Source organism: Thomasclavelia cocleata (assembly GCF_900102365.1).
Classification (GTDB): Bacteria; Bacillota_I; Bacilli_A; order Erysipelotrichales; family Coprobacillaceae; genus Thomasclavelia; species Thomasclavelia cocleata.
In genome coordinates this window covers 57,132-72,756 of record NZ_FOIN01000006.1, presented here as the reverse complement: position 1 = coordinate 72,756, position 15,625 = coordinate 57,132, and the positions used below count along the sequence as shown (strand labels likewise).

Annotated in this window: 16 protein-coding genes; 2 read left to right on the top strand and 14 right to left on the bottom strand. The window is 26.9% G+C overall.

The features are described from left to right. Window positions 1-538: 538 nt before the first annotated feature. From BMW96_RS04385 to BMW96_RS04355, 7 genes are all read right to left on the bottom strand, one after another. Window positions 539-1,048, bottom strand: coding sequence for a GNAT family N-acetyltransferase (locus tag BMW96_RS04385; RefSeq protein ID WP_157796089.1), 510 nt, complete (start codon window positions 1,046-1,048; stop codon window positions 539-541). Further along, window positions 1,020-1,967 (bottom strand): hypothetical protein, encoded by a 948-nt coding sequence (locus BMW96_RS04380; protein WP_092352890.1) that lies wholly within the window; start codon window positions 1,965-1,967, stop codon window positions 1,020-1,022. Before BMW96_RS04380 ends, BMW96_RS04385 begins: the two co-directional genes overlap by 29 nt. Before the next feature lie 4 nt (window positions 1,968-1,971). Continuing rightward, entirely contained in the window at window positions 1,972-2,970 is a 999-nt protein-coding gene (locus tag BMW96_RS04375; RefSeq protein WP_092352888.1) for an AI-2E family transporter, read from the bottom strand. A 54-nt stretch (window positions 2,971-3,024) separates the two neighbouring features. Next, window positions 3,025-4,419, bottom strand: a complete 1,395-nt coding sequence (locus BMW96_RS04370) for a polysaccharide deacetylase family protein (protein WP_092352886.1) — start codon at window positions 4,417-4,419, stop codon at window positions 3,025-3,027. A 76-nt stretch (window positions 4,420-4,495) separates the two neighbouring features. Next, on the bottom strand, window positions 4,496-4,996 hold the full coding sequence (locus BMW96_RS04365; protein ID WP_272481903.1) for an ATP-binding cassette domain-containing protein: 501 nt from the start codon (window positions 4,994-4,996) through the stop codon (window positions 4,496-4,498). 123 nt (window positions 4,997-5,119) lie between these two features. Next, on the bottom strand, window positions 5,120-5,785 hold the full coding sequence (locus BMW96_RS04360; protein WP_092352882.1) for a hypothetical protein: 666 nt from the start codon (window positions 5,783-5,785) through the stop codon (window positions 5,120-5,122). A gap of 162 nt (window positions 5,786-5,947) precedes the next feature. Next, entirely contained in the window at window positions 5,948-7,699 is a 1,752-nt protein-coding gene (locus tag BMW96_RS04355) for a phosphoenolpyruvate carboxykinase (protein ID WP_092352880.1), read from the bottom strand. A gap of 646 nt (window positions 7,700-8,345) precedes the next feature. Here BMW96_RS04355 and BMW96_RS04350 point away from each other — a divergent pair. Next, complete coding sequence (locus tag BMW96_RS04350; RefSeq protein ID WP_092352878.1) at window positions 8,346-9,332, top strand: PD-(D/E)XK nuclease family transposase; 987 nt, start codon at window positions 8,346-8,348, stop codon at window positions 9,330-9,332. A 147-nt stretch (window positions 9,333-9,479) separates the two neighbouring features. Here BMW96_RS04350 and BMW96_RS04345 read toward each other — a convergent pair whose 3' ends face one another. From BMW96_RS04345 to BMW96_RS04315, 7 genes are all read right to left on the bottom strand, one after another. Continuing rightward, on the bottom strand, window positions 9,480-10,043 hold the full coding sequence (locus tag BMW96_RS04345) for a TIM44-like domain-containing protein (RefSeq protein ID WP_092352876.1): 564 nt from the start codon (window positions 10,041-10,043) through the stop codon (window positions 9,480-9,482). Between the two features lie 9 nt (window positions 10,044-10,052). Next, window positions 10,053-11,345, bottom strand: coding sequence for a hypothetical protein (locus tag BMW96_RS04340; protein ID WP_092352874.1), 1,293 nt, complete (start codon window positions 11,343-11,345; stop codon window positions 10,053-10,055). Window positions 11,346-11,602: 257 nt separating this feature from the next. Continuing rightward, entirely contained in the window at window positions 11,603-12,127 is a 525-nt protein-coding gene (gene lepB / locus BMW96_RS04335; protein ID WP_418361232.1) for a signal peptidase I, read from the bottom strand. Between the two features lie 133 nt (window positions 12,128-12,260). Further along, on the bottom strand, window positions 12,261-12,794 hold the full coding sequence (gene lepB, locus BMW96_RS04330; RefSeq protein WP_244881255.1) for a signal peptidase I: 534 nt from the start codon (window positions 12,792-12,794) through the stop codon (window positions 12,261-12,263). Window positions 12,795-12,826: 32 nt separating this feature from the next. After that, window positions 12,827-13,546, bottom strand: coding sequence for a SigB/SigF/SigG family RNA polymerase sigma factor (locus BMW96_RS04325; RefSeq protein WP_092352870.1), 720 nt, complete (start codon window positions 13,544-13,546; stop codon window positions 12,827-12,829). Next, the gene (gene spoIIAB, locus BMW96_RS04320) at window positions 13,539-13,973 is read right to left on the bottom strand and encodes an anti-sigma F factor (protein WP_092352868.1); all 435 of its coding nucleotides are present in this window, start codon (window positions 13,971-13,973) and stop codon (window positions 13,539-13,541) included. Before spoIIAB ends, BMW96_RS04325 begins: the two co-directional genes overlap by 8 nt. Further along, window positions 13,973-14,296 (bottom strand): STAS domain-containing protein, encoded by a 324-nt coding sequence (locus BMW96_RS04315; protein ID WP_092352866.1) that lies wholly within the window; start codon window positions 14,294-14,296, stop codon window positions 13,973-13,975. Before BMW96_RS04315 ends, spoIIAB begins: the two co-directional genes overlap by 1 nt. 169 nt (window positions 14,297-14,465) lie before the next feature. On the opposite strand from BMW96_RS04315, the gene BMW96_RS04310 reads away from it, so the two are divergent. Further along, the gene (locus tag BMW96_RS04310; protein ID WP_180320361.1) at window positions 14,466-15,608 is read left to right on the top strand and encodes a D-alanyl-D-alanine carboxypeptidase family protein; all 1,143 of its coding nucleotides are present in this window, start codon (window positions 14,466-14,468) and stop codon (window positions 15,606-15,608) included. Window positions 15,609-15,625 lie beyond the last annotated feature (17 nt).

Below are 15,625 nucleotides of genomic sequence, written 5' to 3'. Positions count from 1 at the left end.
CCATCTTTAGTATATTCGTTATTCTTTCTAAATAGTTTCTAGTGTTATTTTTTAACTTGCCCATGGATTAATTAATATATAACTATTCTTAATTCTTTTTTATAAGCCAAACATTCAAAATACAATCATTCTATGCCTTAAAAATTTTCATAATTGGGATTCAGATTAAATCCATAGTTATCAACATATAACCGACAAAAATAAAGCAAAGTATCCTTAGAATGATTCTCTAATGATTTTGTTTCATCTTCTTTAAACAAAATATCTAAAATACATCTTTCTTTTCTCGCTTTTCATACTTAACCAATTTGCCTAAAACTGTCTGTAAAACAACTTGGAAATGATCATTTTTTATATCACTATATTTTGAAAAGTTAGTCTTATTTGTTTAGAAAATTCCAAATATGATAACTTGATATACTTTTTTAATTTATAATATAATTTGTAATTGGCATTTTAATCACACATAGATATTATACGATATTTACAAATTGAAATAAATCAAAATATCTTATATAAGGTTATTTCATTATTACATTTAACAATCATTATCTTTAATTAAAGAAAATACTAAATCATCATAAATTATTCCTTGATATCCTTTAACAGCTTTTCTTAAACAACCCTCTAAAACAAAACCTAATTTCAATAATAACCTTTTTGATGGTTCATTACCTACAAAAGCCCTAGCACTAATAACCTCTTTACCCTGATCAAACAAATAATCAATCACAACATTTAAAGCTTCACTCATATATCCTTGACCACAATACTCTTTTGCTAGATAATATGACAAACAAACCGAATTTACTTGATATCTTAAATGATCATTATTTATAAAAACAGCACCAATTATTTTCTTTGAATCAATTAACTGAATATAAAAAGTCTTATCTCTATCATTGATAATATCTTTTAACATATCCTCTTTTTCATATATTTTCATTGCATTAAAATGCTGTACATACTCACTATTATGAATTTTTAAAATTTCCTCAACATCTTCTATTTCTGGTCTTCTAAGTATCAGCCTCTTGCTCTTTAACATCATTAAATCCTCCAAATAATTCAACACCACAAGCAATAAAATTTAATTTCTCAATTCTTTTATGATGTTTATATATTAACACAGTAACTTTAGAAGTTAAACTCTCTTTAACTTCATCCTTCATCATTCCTAGTTGTGGCGCTTTTAAAGAACAACTATTTTCTGGAATTATCTTTATATAAAAATTATATGGATATTGTTTAATATTTAAATAATAATTACCATCTTTAACTAACCAGCGTTTTAAATATGCACCATAATAACTTGCAACAACCTGTTGTTTTCCTTCAATCATCAAAACCATTATAACCCCTGTAAAACTAATAATTTTAATTGGAATCTTAGCTATAGCTAAAAACAATGATGCTTCACATTGATTACAATCATTTGACTGTAACCAAAGATAATCCTTTGGAAAAGAACATCCCCAATCTTTTTCTATATAACCAATACCATTAATCTTTATCTTTTGATGATTGATCATTAAACGTCCCTTAACTCGATGTAATAAACTAATTACACCATGATTACATTCCATCCCTGGAATGTAATAAAAAGGTCCCATAATCGTTGGTGCATATAATGTTGATTTTAATGGTGTAAAAGATTCATTTTCAATTTCCCCCTTAATCTTAACCATACCCTGATCAAGGTTTAAAACCATCTTTTCTTTAGTAAAATAATTATCTCTAATTTTTACATAAAATGGATTATCACCATATTCAAACTCTTCTAAACCATATTCAATCATTTGACTCTGATTAGTATACGTATCAATAGTTTGAATAAATGCCATTGATTCACTTATTCCTACAATAACTGCTAATGATACCTTACGATCACTAATCCTAAAATACCAGCCCTCAAACATTCCTTTTCCCTTTAAGTGTACTTGAATTTCAGATTTAATATTTTTCACACTTTCACCTCGTTATCTCTTGTTTTACTTTAATAATCTGAATAATAATCATTAATAGCGTCGGCACAATAATAAGTCCCATAACTCCTAAAATCTTCATCCCTAAATACATTCCTATTAGTGAAACTAGTGGGCTTACACCCAAATTTTTAGCAATCAGCTTTGGCTCTAAAATATTCTTAGTAACTACTATTACCATATATATAATCAATAATCCAAACGCCATTGAAACTTTATTAGTTAAAGCACTAATAATAATCCAGGGAATCATGATCATATCAATTCCTAAAACTGGCATAAAATCAAAAATTGCAATAATACAAGCTAACATTACTGGATTATCTAATTTCATAATCATAAATCCTACCCATAATTCAATAAAAGTAATAATCATAATCATAAAATATGCTTTAAACATATTACTCAATACATCTTTAACTGTATCAACAACTAACGAAACCATCGAATACTTTTGAATTACTAATTTATCAATTCTTTGATAATCTAACAACATAAACAAAGATGTAATAACTATAAAAACTAAATCAAATAAAATACTTGGGATTTTCATAACAACTGTAATCAAGCCTGTAATAAACTCACTAGATACACTTTCAACAACACTCATTGAACTACTATAAATAATATCAAGATACTTAGTAGCATCAATAATATAGTGATTTTGACTAAATAAATTATAAAGACGGTATAGATAATCTGGTAATATTTCAAGTACTTTATATATTTGTACAACACTAAAAATAATTATTCCAATAATCATAGCTACAAATAACAAATAATTAAAAATGATTATTCCCTTTGCTATAAAACTATTTTTAACCTTTAACATTTCAATTTCTTTAGCTAATAACGGCTGTAAGATCAAAACAATCAAACAACTAAAAAACAAAGGAATTAACCAGTTAATTAGGATATATGTACCAATTACTGCAATAATTAATATCATTAAATAATATCCATACTTAATTAGTTTATCTTTCATCTAATCACCAATACAGTATATGTTTGAAAATAAAAAGAATTCTTACTAGAATTCTTAATTATCTACACTATGGTGTACAACATATGAATTATCATCTATTCCTTTAAAAACATATCCTTTTTTTTGATAATACTGAATTACAGGTCCAAGTGCTTTTAATGAATTTTCTTTTCCATTTGCATCATGAAATAATAAGATAATATTATTATCAGTTGATGCAGTAGCATTTTTAATCAACTGTTTGACTGATAATTCTCCTGAACCATCTTCACTATCTTCATTCCAATCATAATATTGATATCCACGATTAATAACTTCTTTAGTTAATTTACTCATTATTTTATGACAATATTTCTTAGAAACTTTATTACTGCTTCCTCCTGGAAAGCGAATATATTTAGGAATTAGACCAATTTGACTATAAACTAAATCTTCAATTCTCTTTAAATCAGAAAAATATGCTGAAGAAGAGTTATATATTTGATCATATTCATGAACATAAGTATGCAAACCAATAGTATGACCAGCTTCATGAGCTTTTTTTATTAAATAATAATATTCTTCATTTGTACCAGTAACAAAAAAAGTTGCTTTAACATCATATACATCTAAAATTTCTAATACTTTTTGAGTATTTTCAGATGGTCCATCATCAAAAGTTAAATAAACTACTTTTTCATTAGTTTGATCATATGATCCAATCTTTTTATTTTCAACAACACTAACAATACAAGTTTCTTTTACTGTATTTAAAGAACGATCTTTAGCATGATATGTTATTTGATAATCTCCTACTTTAGAAATATCTAAATTTGAACTATCAATTGTTAAAATTGGACTATCATCTTGATTATCTTTAACACTAACACTTGAAAGCAGATCTATATCACTATCTTTCAAAACTGACAAATTTCTAATCCCAATAATTTCAGGTGGTGTTGTATCTTTTGGTAAAATATGAACTACTGATTGTTTTGTTACACAATTACTTCCCCTACAAATAACTATTTCTACTTTTTGGTCACCAACTTCATTAAATTGATAATTTTGTTTAAATTTAATTTTACTACGATTTGAATCATAGCTAGTTTTAATTAAATCACGTGCTTCTACTTTCATACCTAGATCAATTGTTAATTCCTGGACTTCTAAATCTGGTTTAAGAGTATCCTTTAATTCTATAGTAATCGTAGTTTTTATATTATTATAAGAATAAGTAATTGGGTATTTTCCTGGCTTACTAAAATTTATTTTATTTGTATCAACATTTACATCATCTATTGAACCACCAATTACTTTTTTAATATTAGCTTTAGGGTCAAATTTATTTGAAATTTCAAATGTTGGATGATAATTGTATAAAACAATTTGGTTAGTAGGATGAATGGATAAAGTTATTAAGGTAATAATCAAGATAATGATAATAGAAATCAATTTATATTTAGACACTTTTATCCCCTCATCAAACCATATTCACCCTCTTAAAAAAAAGAACTTAATTATCAGCTTTAAGTTCTAATATTTATTAAATCATATCTATCGTTCTATCATTAATTTCTAAAATACAGTCAGCAAAATCATCATCTGTTTCATCATGACTTGTATAAATCAATTTTCGATTAGGATCTTTAGATAAATACATATCTAAATAATTTCTTGTAATTAGTTTGGTTTTTTTATCTAGTGCTTCAAATGGTTCATCCAATATTAAATACATAGGATTATCCATTAAAGCTTGAATAATTCTTAACTTTTGCTGCATTCCTAATGAATAAGTCTTATACTTTTTTTCAATAACATTTTCCAAATCAAAAACCTTAATTAAATTCATCAACTCTTTATCACTACATACTTTTTTTATATTAGCTAAATATTGCAAATTCTCTAAACCCGTCCACGTTTTCATAAACTGTGGAGCATTAATACTTATCCCAGCATCTTGTAAAAAATCTGAATCTTTACCTAATTCATTACTAGTATCATAAAATATTTTTCCTGAATCTGGTGTACTGTAACCAACAATCATTTTCAACAAAACACTTTTACCAGTTCCATTTTCACCTTTTATTTTTGTCTTTTTTTATCTATTACTAAATTTAAATTTTCAAACAAAATCAATTCACCAAAACTTTTATTAACATTTTCTAATTTAATCATTATAAATCTCCCCAATTTTCAAAAATTTATAAACAGTTATTATTATCACAATACCCTCAATACTTACAGTAATAATCAATCGAAAAAATTCATTTATAACTGATGAGGATAACATAATTATACTTAAATCTAAAATCATATCATTCATTAATAAAATAACAAACAGAAAATATGATTGTAAGATAAAATAAGGATATTCCTTTATAATACCAATAATCTGATTTACTGATATAACTGTAAATATAAAACTTAAATATTTGATCAAATAAATAGCTATTCGAATAAGTATCTTATATTCAAAAACACTATTATTTAAAATAGAAACAATTGTCTCAAATATAACTGCACACAATAAAATATAAAAATATATCATGATTACATACTTAAAATTATCAGAAAAAATATGGAATAGCTGCTTTCTTTTACCTAATTTATGTAATGACATACTTAAAAAAGAAGAATTATTTGATAATTCAGATAACTTAGGATAGATTATTATATGATAAAACAAAATAAACATAATTAGATACTGCATATCAAATTTATCAATCCCTAATCTTTCAAAAGTATTGAAATTTAAAAAAAGGATTGCTGAAATAACATCTATACTACTACTATTAACAAAATAAGGATTAATTACAAAAAAATAGATAAACATAAAATATAATCCAATTACATTTTATCGCTCCACCCGCATAGCAGGTGGTTTTTTATTTCGCATACTTCGTATGCTCAACTGACTAAAGTCTATATATTCATACTTGTATGAATATTAAATATAAAAACGCTCTTATGAGCGTTTCTAGAAACTATAATTTTATTATTCATCTAATTGTTTTAATTCAGTTTCACCTGTAATATATTTAAGAATTGCAATTGCAGCTTCTTGAGGTCCTTTATGTTCATTACCTTTAATACCTAAACGAGTTCTCAATTGACCTACTTTAATTCCTTGCCCAAACATTTTATTAAAATAATCTACTAAAATTGGTTCTGTTTGTTCTTGGCGTTGTACAGGTCCAAAAGGATTTGCAAAATAGCTTCCAACTAAACCATTTTCTGTAGTCGTCCCCTTAGCCATACGATTACCAGCTCTAAATACTGTTAAAGCATCATCAACATTATCAAAGAAGCTTAATGATTCTCCATCTTCTTCATAGTTATTAGCATATAAGAAGAAATCTACATCATGTTTAGCAACCACATCTTTATAATCAGTTATTGGAATTACGATTCGTGCATTAACTTTATCAGGATTCATAAATACAGAACGGTCTAATTCTTTGAAACTATATCCAGCATCTAAATCATCTAATCTTACAAAAGCCCCAATTTCTGTACCTGATGATTTAACTTTATCATCTTCATCCAATAATAAAACTCCCATATCATCATAAACAGTGACTAAATCACGTATATAAGCAGCACCAAAAACTTTAATCTGTTCAATTGTTTCAGATTTACCAGCACCACTATCACCCATAACAACAATATTTTTAACCTCACCACTATGAAGTGTCATTTTAACCATAGCACCATGAATTGGTAATTGACGTTGATTAATTTTACGAACATTGTGTAAAGTTAACATCATTTTCTTCATATATCCAAAATAATCAAAATCATCACTAGCTGATAATAAAGCTACCATCATATCATTTTCATCATCTTGATAGAAGCTTTGATTCATCTTACCATCTTCATATCCATAAACATATATGATATCAGGTCTACGATTACGATATTCTTCTTCATTTGCAAGTTCAAATAAGTTACATAACGCAACCCCTTGTGCCATAAATGCAACATTAAAATAAACAAATGCTAATAAATCTCCAACTTTTGCTGGATAACAGAACCATTGTTCAGGATCAAATTTTAAATCTTCAATTGGATTATGTTTAATCTCAGGGAAAACCCCATCACGTTTATTACGTTTTGAATAAGTAATAAATGGAGGGTGAATGATAACAGTTTCAATAAATGGAATATCATCTAAATTACGATATTCATATGGTAAGAATGAACGCATGTTAGTTACTCTTAAACCAGCATTAACTCCAGCTGTAATTTGACGATAAACTTGATGACGATATCCTAATGCTGTTTCTTCAATTGTACGATATACTTGAAGTACTAATTCCTCAAACTTAGCTTGAGCATCAGCAAACTGAACATTTTGATATCCACGACTTGTACTTTCATTATATACTACACTGTAACGCTGTAACTTTCTCCAGAAAAGATATACTTCTTCAATAACTTTAACAAACTCATCACGATCTCTAAAATACCCTTTAAATTGTGGATAAGATGTCAATACTTCATCTACAGACATTACTAATAATAATTTAAAAATTGTCCTTAAATCATTAACAAGCTCTGTACTTTCTGCCTTAACTTCTCTTAAATATGTGTAAATAGTATTTTCTTTTCTTTTAGAATCATGTATGAATCCTTTTACCACCCTCGCAAAAGATTCACTTTCAATTAATTGACAACGAGATTGACAATATTCTTCAGAAAAATTTAAAATTGCATTCCCGCGTGTGATTTTAAATTTGTAACCCATGTAACCACCCTTTCTTTATTCAACAAGTACTTCCCCACTTATTGATTTTTGTCATTTTAACATAAAAGTCACATTGTATACAATAGTTATTATAAAAAAAGTTAAATTTATTCATAAATAAAAAGTATATTAAACAACTTAAAAATAGATGAATAATTTATTTATTTTTGAAACAGAACTAATAATTTTGCTAACAATTCATTATTCTTCTATTAATTCTTCCAGTCTCTTTATCGTATTTCCTATTTCTTCAGCATTTTTCTGAACAAATTTTAAACTATCTAGTGCTTTTTCATAATAGATACACATCAACAGATAATCCCGCTCCAACAAAAGGAACAATATTATCTAAGTTTACTTTAATTTCATTAAATCTATCTCATTTGTACTACAATTATTCATAATATTTTCAAATGTCAATTCCATATGTGTCTTCCCCCATAAATACCTAATAAAAATTTAAACTAGAAACTACTTGACACTAAAAAACTATTATTTAAAATGTTTCATATAATTTTAATTATATTGTTTCTATCCACCATTATTCCTGCTGTTTTTTAGTCTATCAATTATTTGTACATAAAAATTCAACTTTTAAAAGTAAGCCTCCTGATTATTTTGTAAAACATAATAGGAGGATTATTGTATGAGTGAAGTAATTAATTATCAAAATGATTTAGTTAAATTTAATAACGATCTTTTCTTTAAATATCTTCTTTCCAGAGATACTGCTGAATCTAAAATGTTAAGAAAGTATATCGTTAAACTCGTTACCAATATTGACTGTAAAAAAATGATTGTTAAAAATCCTGAGATCAATCAAAATACTGTTCTTGCTAAAAATATTATTTTAGATATTTGTGCTGTTGATGAAACTGGCAGAGTTATTGATATAGAAATGCAGATGGCAGGCAGTTCTAACAGTGAAACAGCAAGATTTCAGTTTTATGGAGCCAGACTTCTAGTAGAACAGTTAGATGCTGGTGAGAAGTATAATATGTTAAGACCAGTATATCAAATCATCTTTATCAATGATGATGATGATTGTTTGATTAGGGATTATGCATATAGAGACAGTAAAGGAAGGATAGAAAATGGTAATCTAAACTATCGCTATTTTATTAAGATGAAACATATTGAAAAGATTCTAAAAGAAAAAGAAGTTAAAGAACTAAGTGATTTGGAAAGGTTATGTTATTTGTTTATAAAGAATGAATATACTGGTATAATAAAAGAGAAAGAAGAAGACATAATCGGGATGGTGATAAAGATGTATGACAAGTTTAGAAATAATGAGCCAATGTGGTCGATAGCGAATCAGTTAGCGTTAGCGAGAATAAGAACAGAATCATTTAAAGATGAGTATCATAGTAAGGGATTAGAAGAGGGAATTGAAATAGGGATAAAACAAGGGCTTGAAAAAGGAATAGAACAAGGGGAAAAACAAGGAATTGAAAAAGGAAAAAAAGTGATGTTTGAAATGACTAAAGAACTGATTGAAGGAAGATATCATCAGGAATGTAGTGAATGGATAGAAGGATTAAGTGAAAAACAGTTAAGGTTAATAAACAAATATATATTTGAAGAAGATGAATTTGAAGCATTTAAACAAAGGATAGATAATAGTAATTAACAAAAGACAATCAAGATGAGATTGTCTTTTTTCATAATACCCAAACTAATAAAATAACTATCTATAATACTATATTATAATTTAATTTATTGATAATAAATAACAAAATTACCAATATACAATAATTTTTAAATTATTATTAAAAATCTATATTTCTAATGACATTATCTTATAACTAGTATCCATAGTAATAAATACACTATCACAATATGCACACTTTTTTTGTTGCAACAAATTAATTACTGCACCACAATTAGGACATACCATAGTACTTTTATCAACTAACCAGTCTGTTAAAAAGTCCTTATCTCTAACTATTTCTAATTTATAATCAGCATTAACCCTTTGGTTTAAACTACCAGATAATATCATCATACTATTTTCTTTTTGATAATAATCAATCAAGCTTACAGATATTATAACCTTAAATATTTCACAATCTGGCATTCGATTATAATCAATTATTTTAATTTCATTTATTTCCATATCTTTAGTAACATTAATTATTTTATTCTTTTGCATAGCTTTAAGCTGTTCTTCATGTAACAGATATAACCTTTCAACTTCATAATATTTTAAAGTTTCTAAATCCTTTTTTGACCAGGCTTCTTGAAGTATTTTTAATACCTCTCCACACCATCGTTTAAACTCTATCTTACTAAAATTGGCATCATATTTTTTTATTTCTTCAACAATCTCTTTTTCTACCATATTCTTCCCTTATTTCTTTTTTATTTGAATATCACTATCTTTTAATATTAAATACTGACCATCTCTAACAGCAATTGTCTTAATTCCTGAACCAATACTACAATAAGCATCCTTTAATTCAATTTCATCAATCACACCATCAATAGATTTATCTACAAGATAAAAACCAGAATAAGAACTACTACTAATTTCATATTCACCTGCTTCAATATGGTTACCAACTTTAAAAGTACCAGGCGCTCTTAACTCAAGCCATGATGAATTATCAATATGATACATTGTAACCCCTTCAAGTTTTATCGTTCTATCGTTTATTTTTCCTAAACCATCAACATTAACATCTATAGTTGTATTTCCAAACACTTTAGCATTATAATAATTTACACTAACCTCAGCTTTTTGAGCTCCTTCATTTTTAACTACTGGTAAAATATCTTCACCAATGACATATCTACCATCAGTATAAACAGCTTGTTTATATTGGTTTTGTTTTTCTAATGCTTCTAGTAAAATAGTTCCACTTTCAAGGCTTTGTTTAGCATTTGTAAGCTTTTCTGTCCATAAAGAATATTGATCTTTAAATCTTGCAACATCATAGAATTTCAATTCATCTAAAATATTTGTAATTAAATTTTTATTACTTAAGGCATAAGCAGTTTCTACTCGTTTATTCATTTGTTCTTGCAATGCTTCAAGAGTAGATAATAATTCATCTTTAGGATACTTGTTTTTCCAATTTGTTAATCGTTTATTATTTTCCCCTTTAACAGTTTTTATTTTATCCTTATCTAGAACATACTTTTCTTTATAATCAATTTTCTTAACAGACTCATAAAACAAACTACAAAAATTTAACTTTTCATCATCAGATATACTTGAATTCATTATTAATAAAGCATTCTCTTTTGCAAAAACAGCTCGTTTAGAAGGCAAATCTGATATTTGAGGCAAACATCCATATTTATCATTATATACTCCATCTAGATAATTATTCTGAGCTTGCAAATACGCCACACATAATTTCAAATCTTCTTTATTATTAAATACCTCAACTGTTAGAGCTTCTGTATTTCTAATATAATCACCTATTCTTGCACCAACTACAGCTTTAGCTATATATTGACCCTCTTGCCCTAATAATCCTTCTTTATCATCCATATCTTCAAGTACTTTTAATTTAGCAAAAATATTATTTTCCATTTCATTTTCTTTTAAAAGTTTAAACAATTCATTATCCCTACTCTCATTTACTTTTTCAACAGTTCCTGCTTCTCTATATTTTTTCTCTTTCAGATTTTCCATCAATTTAGGTATAAAAACAATTATAACAATTATGCAGGCAATAATAGTTATTATAATCCAACCTGAATAACTTGTTTTTTTGTTCAGATTCAGATAATGTCGTATATTTTGTTGATCCTATCATTCTATTTCACATCCTTAATTCAATTTTAACATATTTCATTAATTAAAAAACAAAAAAAGATTTTATATCTTCAAGTATCATAATACACTAACTCAACAAAAAAACAGATAAAATCTAAATTCTACCTGCTTTTCTAAAAGAAAGGAACCGTAAAAAATACCTTTCCAATAACATCTTCTTCAAAATCAAAATAACCTAATTTGCGTGAATCAAGACTATTATTTCGATTATCTCCCATAACAAATACCTTGCCCTTAGGAACATCAACTACCATATCTTCTACATTTACCATAACATCTTTAATATAGTCTTCTTCTAATAACTCACCATTCAAATATAATCCATTATCTTTGATTTCAATATGATCACCACTAATACCTATTACTCTTTTAATCAAAAATTTTTCTTTTAAGTTAACATCTTGATAATCAACTACAATAATATCATTTCTTTTTGGCTCACTATGTTTATAAAAAACTTTATCTACCAGTACTATATTTCCTTCATGAAATGTTGGTAACATAGAAACCCCATGAACCTTTGATATTTGCACAAAATATAATATCCCATATGTAATTATTAAAGTAACTATTATTACTTTTAAATACTCTAACCAAACTTTTCTTTTTTCTATTTTCTCAACCATTTTATCACCCATAAATATTATATCACCTTTATGATTCCTATTTAACTAATTACATAATTTCACAATAATCCCCTTCCCTATCCCACTTTTTTTAAAATATTTATATAAACAAAAAAACAGATAAAACCAAATTCTACCTGCTTTTCTAAAAGAAAGGAACCGTAAAAAATACCTTCCCAATAACATCTTCTTCAAAATCAAAATAACCTAATTTACGCGAATCAAGACTATTGTTACGGTTATCTCCCATAACAAATACCTTGCCCTTAGGAACATCAACTACCATATCTTCTGTATTTGTCATTGCGCTATTGATATAGTCTTCTTCTAATAACTCACCATTCAAATATAATTCATTATCTTTGATTTCAATATGATCACCACTGATACCAATAACCCTTTTAATTATGAATGTCTCATTTAAATTAGTATCTTTATAATCAACTACAATAATATCATTTCTTTTAGGTTCACTGTGCTTATAAAAAACTTTATCTACCAGCACAATATTTCCTTCATGATACGTTGGTATCATCGAAGTTCCATAAACCCTTGATATTTGAACAAAGTGTAATATTCCATATGTAATAATTAAAGTCACTACAATTACTTGAAAATATTCCACCCAAAGTCTTTTTCTTCTTCTAATTACTTTCCTTGTCTGTATCTCTTCAGCCATTTTATCACCTGATGACATTATAACACTTTTTGTTATTCATTCAAGTGATTACGTAATTTTGCAATAATTTTCTTTTCTAAACGTGATACTTGTACTTGTGATATATTTAATCGTTTTGCAACTTTCTCTTGATTAAAATCCAGCTGATAACGCATATATAAGATTAATTTTTCTTTTTCATCTAATTTATCTATTTCCATTTTTAAAGCTATTTTTTCAAACCACATTTTGTTGTGTTTATCTTCGACTCTTTCTTCCATTGAAATAGAAGAACCATCTTTTTCATAAATCGGTTCACTTAATGAAGTTGGATAATAAGATGAATCAATTGCTTCTACAACATCTTGAACATCAACCTCTAAGTATTTTGCAATCGTTTCAACAGTAGGTTCATGACCATTTTGATTAATTAATAATTCTCTAGCTTTATTTATTTTTAAATTCAATTCCTTCAAAGAACGACTTACTTTAATTGTTCCATCATCCCTGAAATATCGTTTAATTTCACCCATAATAATTGGTACAGCATAAGTTGAAAATTGAACTCCATAATTAGTATCAAAGTTATTAACAGCTTTCATCAAACCAATACATCCAATTTGAAATAGATCCTCTTTATCATAGTAGTTATTTTTAAATCGATGTACTATCGACCAGACTAAACCAAGATTTTGACTTACAACTAATTCTTTAGCATGATCATCCCCATGTCTTGCTTTTTTAATTAGTTCAATAGTGTCTGTTTTAGCCAATGTCAGAATCTTTCAATTGTTTTCTAATAGTTAGTTTTGTCCCTAAATTTGGTGTTGAATGAATTTCTAAATTATCACAAAGAGCTTCAATGATTGTTAACCCCATCCCCGCATGCTCTAGTTCTTTTAATGAAGTATACATTGGTACTTTTGCTTCTTCTATATCTTCAATTCCTTTTCCATAATCTTGAATGATAATTTTAATTATTCTTTCATCTTCTATTGATACTTTAATAACCACTTTACATTCAGCATTATTTTGATAACCATGAATAATTGCATTACTCACGCCTTCAGAAATAATTGTCTTTATTTCTACCAGCTCATCAATCGTTGGATTTAATGCTGTGACAAATGCTGCTACACTTGTTCTAGCAAAGGGCTCATTTTCTATTTTAGCATTAAAACTAAGTTCCATTTGATTCATTATTCCTTAACCCCCTCTACATAATCCATTAATTCAAACATCCCTGATAATTCAAATACTTTATATGATGTTTTTGTTAAATTCGCCAAAAACAATTTACGATGATCATTAACTAATTGATTATAACGACCTAAAACTAAACCAATTCCTGAACTATCTATAAAACTTGTATGTGAAAAGTCAAAATATACAGAACCATTACCTTTATCTAAAATACTATTTAATAAACTGCGATATTTAACTACATTACTGCAGCTAAGTTCACCATAAAAATAGACAATAATTTTATCATCTAAAATTTTATATTCTATCTTATTTTCCATTATCTCATCTCCTCCAAGCTATCATACAACTTTTAAAATTATGATTAAATGCTTTCGACAAAACTAGAACAATGATAACAAAAATAGAAATAATCTATAATTATCATATTACTGATTGTTTAATGTATTTTTATCAATCTTGGACATATTATTTATAGAGGCGATCAAATTGATAAAGAAAATATTTATAACCTTAATAGTTGTATGTTTATTACCAATAACCAATGTTAAAGCATTAGATAATGATGTAACCCCTAACGCTAGAGCAGCAATTCTAATAGAAGCTAATTCAAAACAAGTTCTATATGATAAAAACTCTAGTGAAAAGCTATATCCTGCTTCAACCACAAAAATAATGACAATGATTTTAATGTTTGAAGCCATTCGGGATAAAAAACTTTCATTTGAAGATAAAATAACTACTTCTAAATATGCTGCCAGCATGGGAGGGTCCCAAGTTTATTTAGAACAAGGCGAAAGTATGTCATTAAAAGATATGTTTAAATCAATTGCTATTGCTAGTGCTAATGATGCCAGTGTTGCAGTAGCTGAACATATCGCAGGTAGTATCGATAAATTTGTTACAATGATGAATGATAAAGCTAAAGAACTGAATCTAAAAAATACTCATTTTAAAAATGCTACTGGATTACATGATGATGATCATTATACATGTGCTCATGACTTAGCCCTAATGGCAGCTTATTTAATTCAAATTGGTGGAGAAGATCTATTAAATGTTACATCACTTTATGACAGCTATATTCGTGAGGATACTAAACAAAGTTTTTGGCTAGTTAATACAAATAAACTTTTAAAATTATATGATGGTGTTGATGGCTTAAAAACCGGCTATACCAAAGAAGCAGGTTACTGTCTTGTTACAACAGTTAAACGTAATAACCAAAGAATAATAGGTGTCCTAATGAAAGAAAGTGCACCTAAAACAAGAAATGAAGAAATGTGTAGTATGCTTGACTATGGCTTTAATAACTATAAACAAGAAATTATCTTTAAAAAAGATACAGTTATTGAAAAACATGTAATTGATAAAATGGAAAACCTAACTATTGATGTAAAGTGTAAACAAGATATAGCTTTTACAACAGCTAAAAATAGTAATGATAAATATACAACAGAAATAATCTATAAAGATGACTTACTACCTATAAAAAAAGGTGACGTTGTTGGAACCTTAATAGTCACGATTGATGGTAAAGAAGCAGGTAGTTATGAACTATACAGTGATAACGATGCTAACAAAGCTACCTACTTTTCAAAATTATTTAAGACATTCAAATCTCTATTTTAGTAAAAATCCACCAAAGA

Excerpts from the sequence above, each read along its gene's own strand:
- BMW96_RS04385 (WP_157796089.1), bottom strand. The coding sequence starts at position 1,048 with ATGTTAAAGAGCAAGAGGCTGATACTTAGAAGACCAGAAATAGAAGAT.
- BMW96_RS04375 (WP_092352888.1), bottom strand. The coding sequence starts at position 2,970 with ATGAAAGATAAACTAATTAAGTATGGATATTATTTAATGATATTAATT.
- BMW96_RS04365 (WP_272481903.1), bottom strand. The coding sequence starts at position 4,996 with ATGATTGTTGGTTACAGTACACCAGATTCAGGAAAAATATTTTATGAT.
- BMW96_RS04360 (WP_092352882.1), bottom strand. The coding sequence starts at position 5,785 with ATGTTTATCTATTTTTTTGTAATTAATCCTTATTTTGTTAATAGTAGT.
- BMW96_RS04355 (WP_092352880.1), bottom strand. The coding sequence starts at position 7,699 with ATGGGTTACAAATTTAAAATCACACGCGGGAATGCAATTTTAAATTTT.
- BMW96_RS04350 (WP_092352878.1), top strand. The coding sequence starts at position 8,346 with ATGAGTGAAGTAATTAATTATCAAAATGATTTAGTTAAATTTAATAAC.
- BMW96_RS04345 (WP_092352876.1), bottom strand. The coding sequence starts at position 10,043 with ATGGTAGAAAAAGAGATTGTTGAAGAAATAAAAAAATATGATGCCAAT.
- BMW96_RS04340 (WP_092352874.1), bottom strand. The coding sequence starts at position 11,345 with ATGGAAAATCTGAAAGAGAAAAAATATAGAGAAGCAGGAACTGTTGAA.
- lepB (WP_418361232.1), bottom strand. The coding sequence starts at position 12,127 with ATGGGTGATAAAATGGTTGAGAAAATAGAAAAAAGAAAAGTTTGGTTA.
- lepB (WP_244881255.1), bottom strand. The coding sequence starts at position 12,794 with ATGGCTGAAGAGATACAGACAAGGAAAGTAATTAGAAGAAGAAAAAGA.
- spoIIAB (WP_092352868.1), bottom strand. The coding sequence starts at position 13,973 with ATGAATCAAATGGAACTTAGTTTTAATGCTAAAATAGAAAATGAGCCC.
- BMW96_RS04315 (WP_092352866.1), bottom strand. The coding sequence starts at position 14,296 with ATGGAAAATAAGATAGAATATAAAATTTTAGATGATAAAATTATTGTC.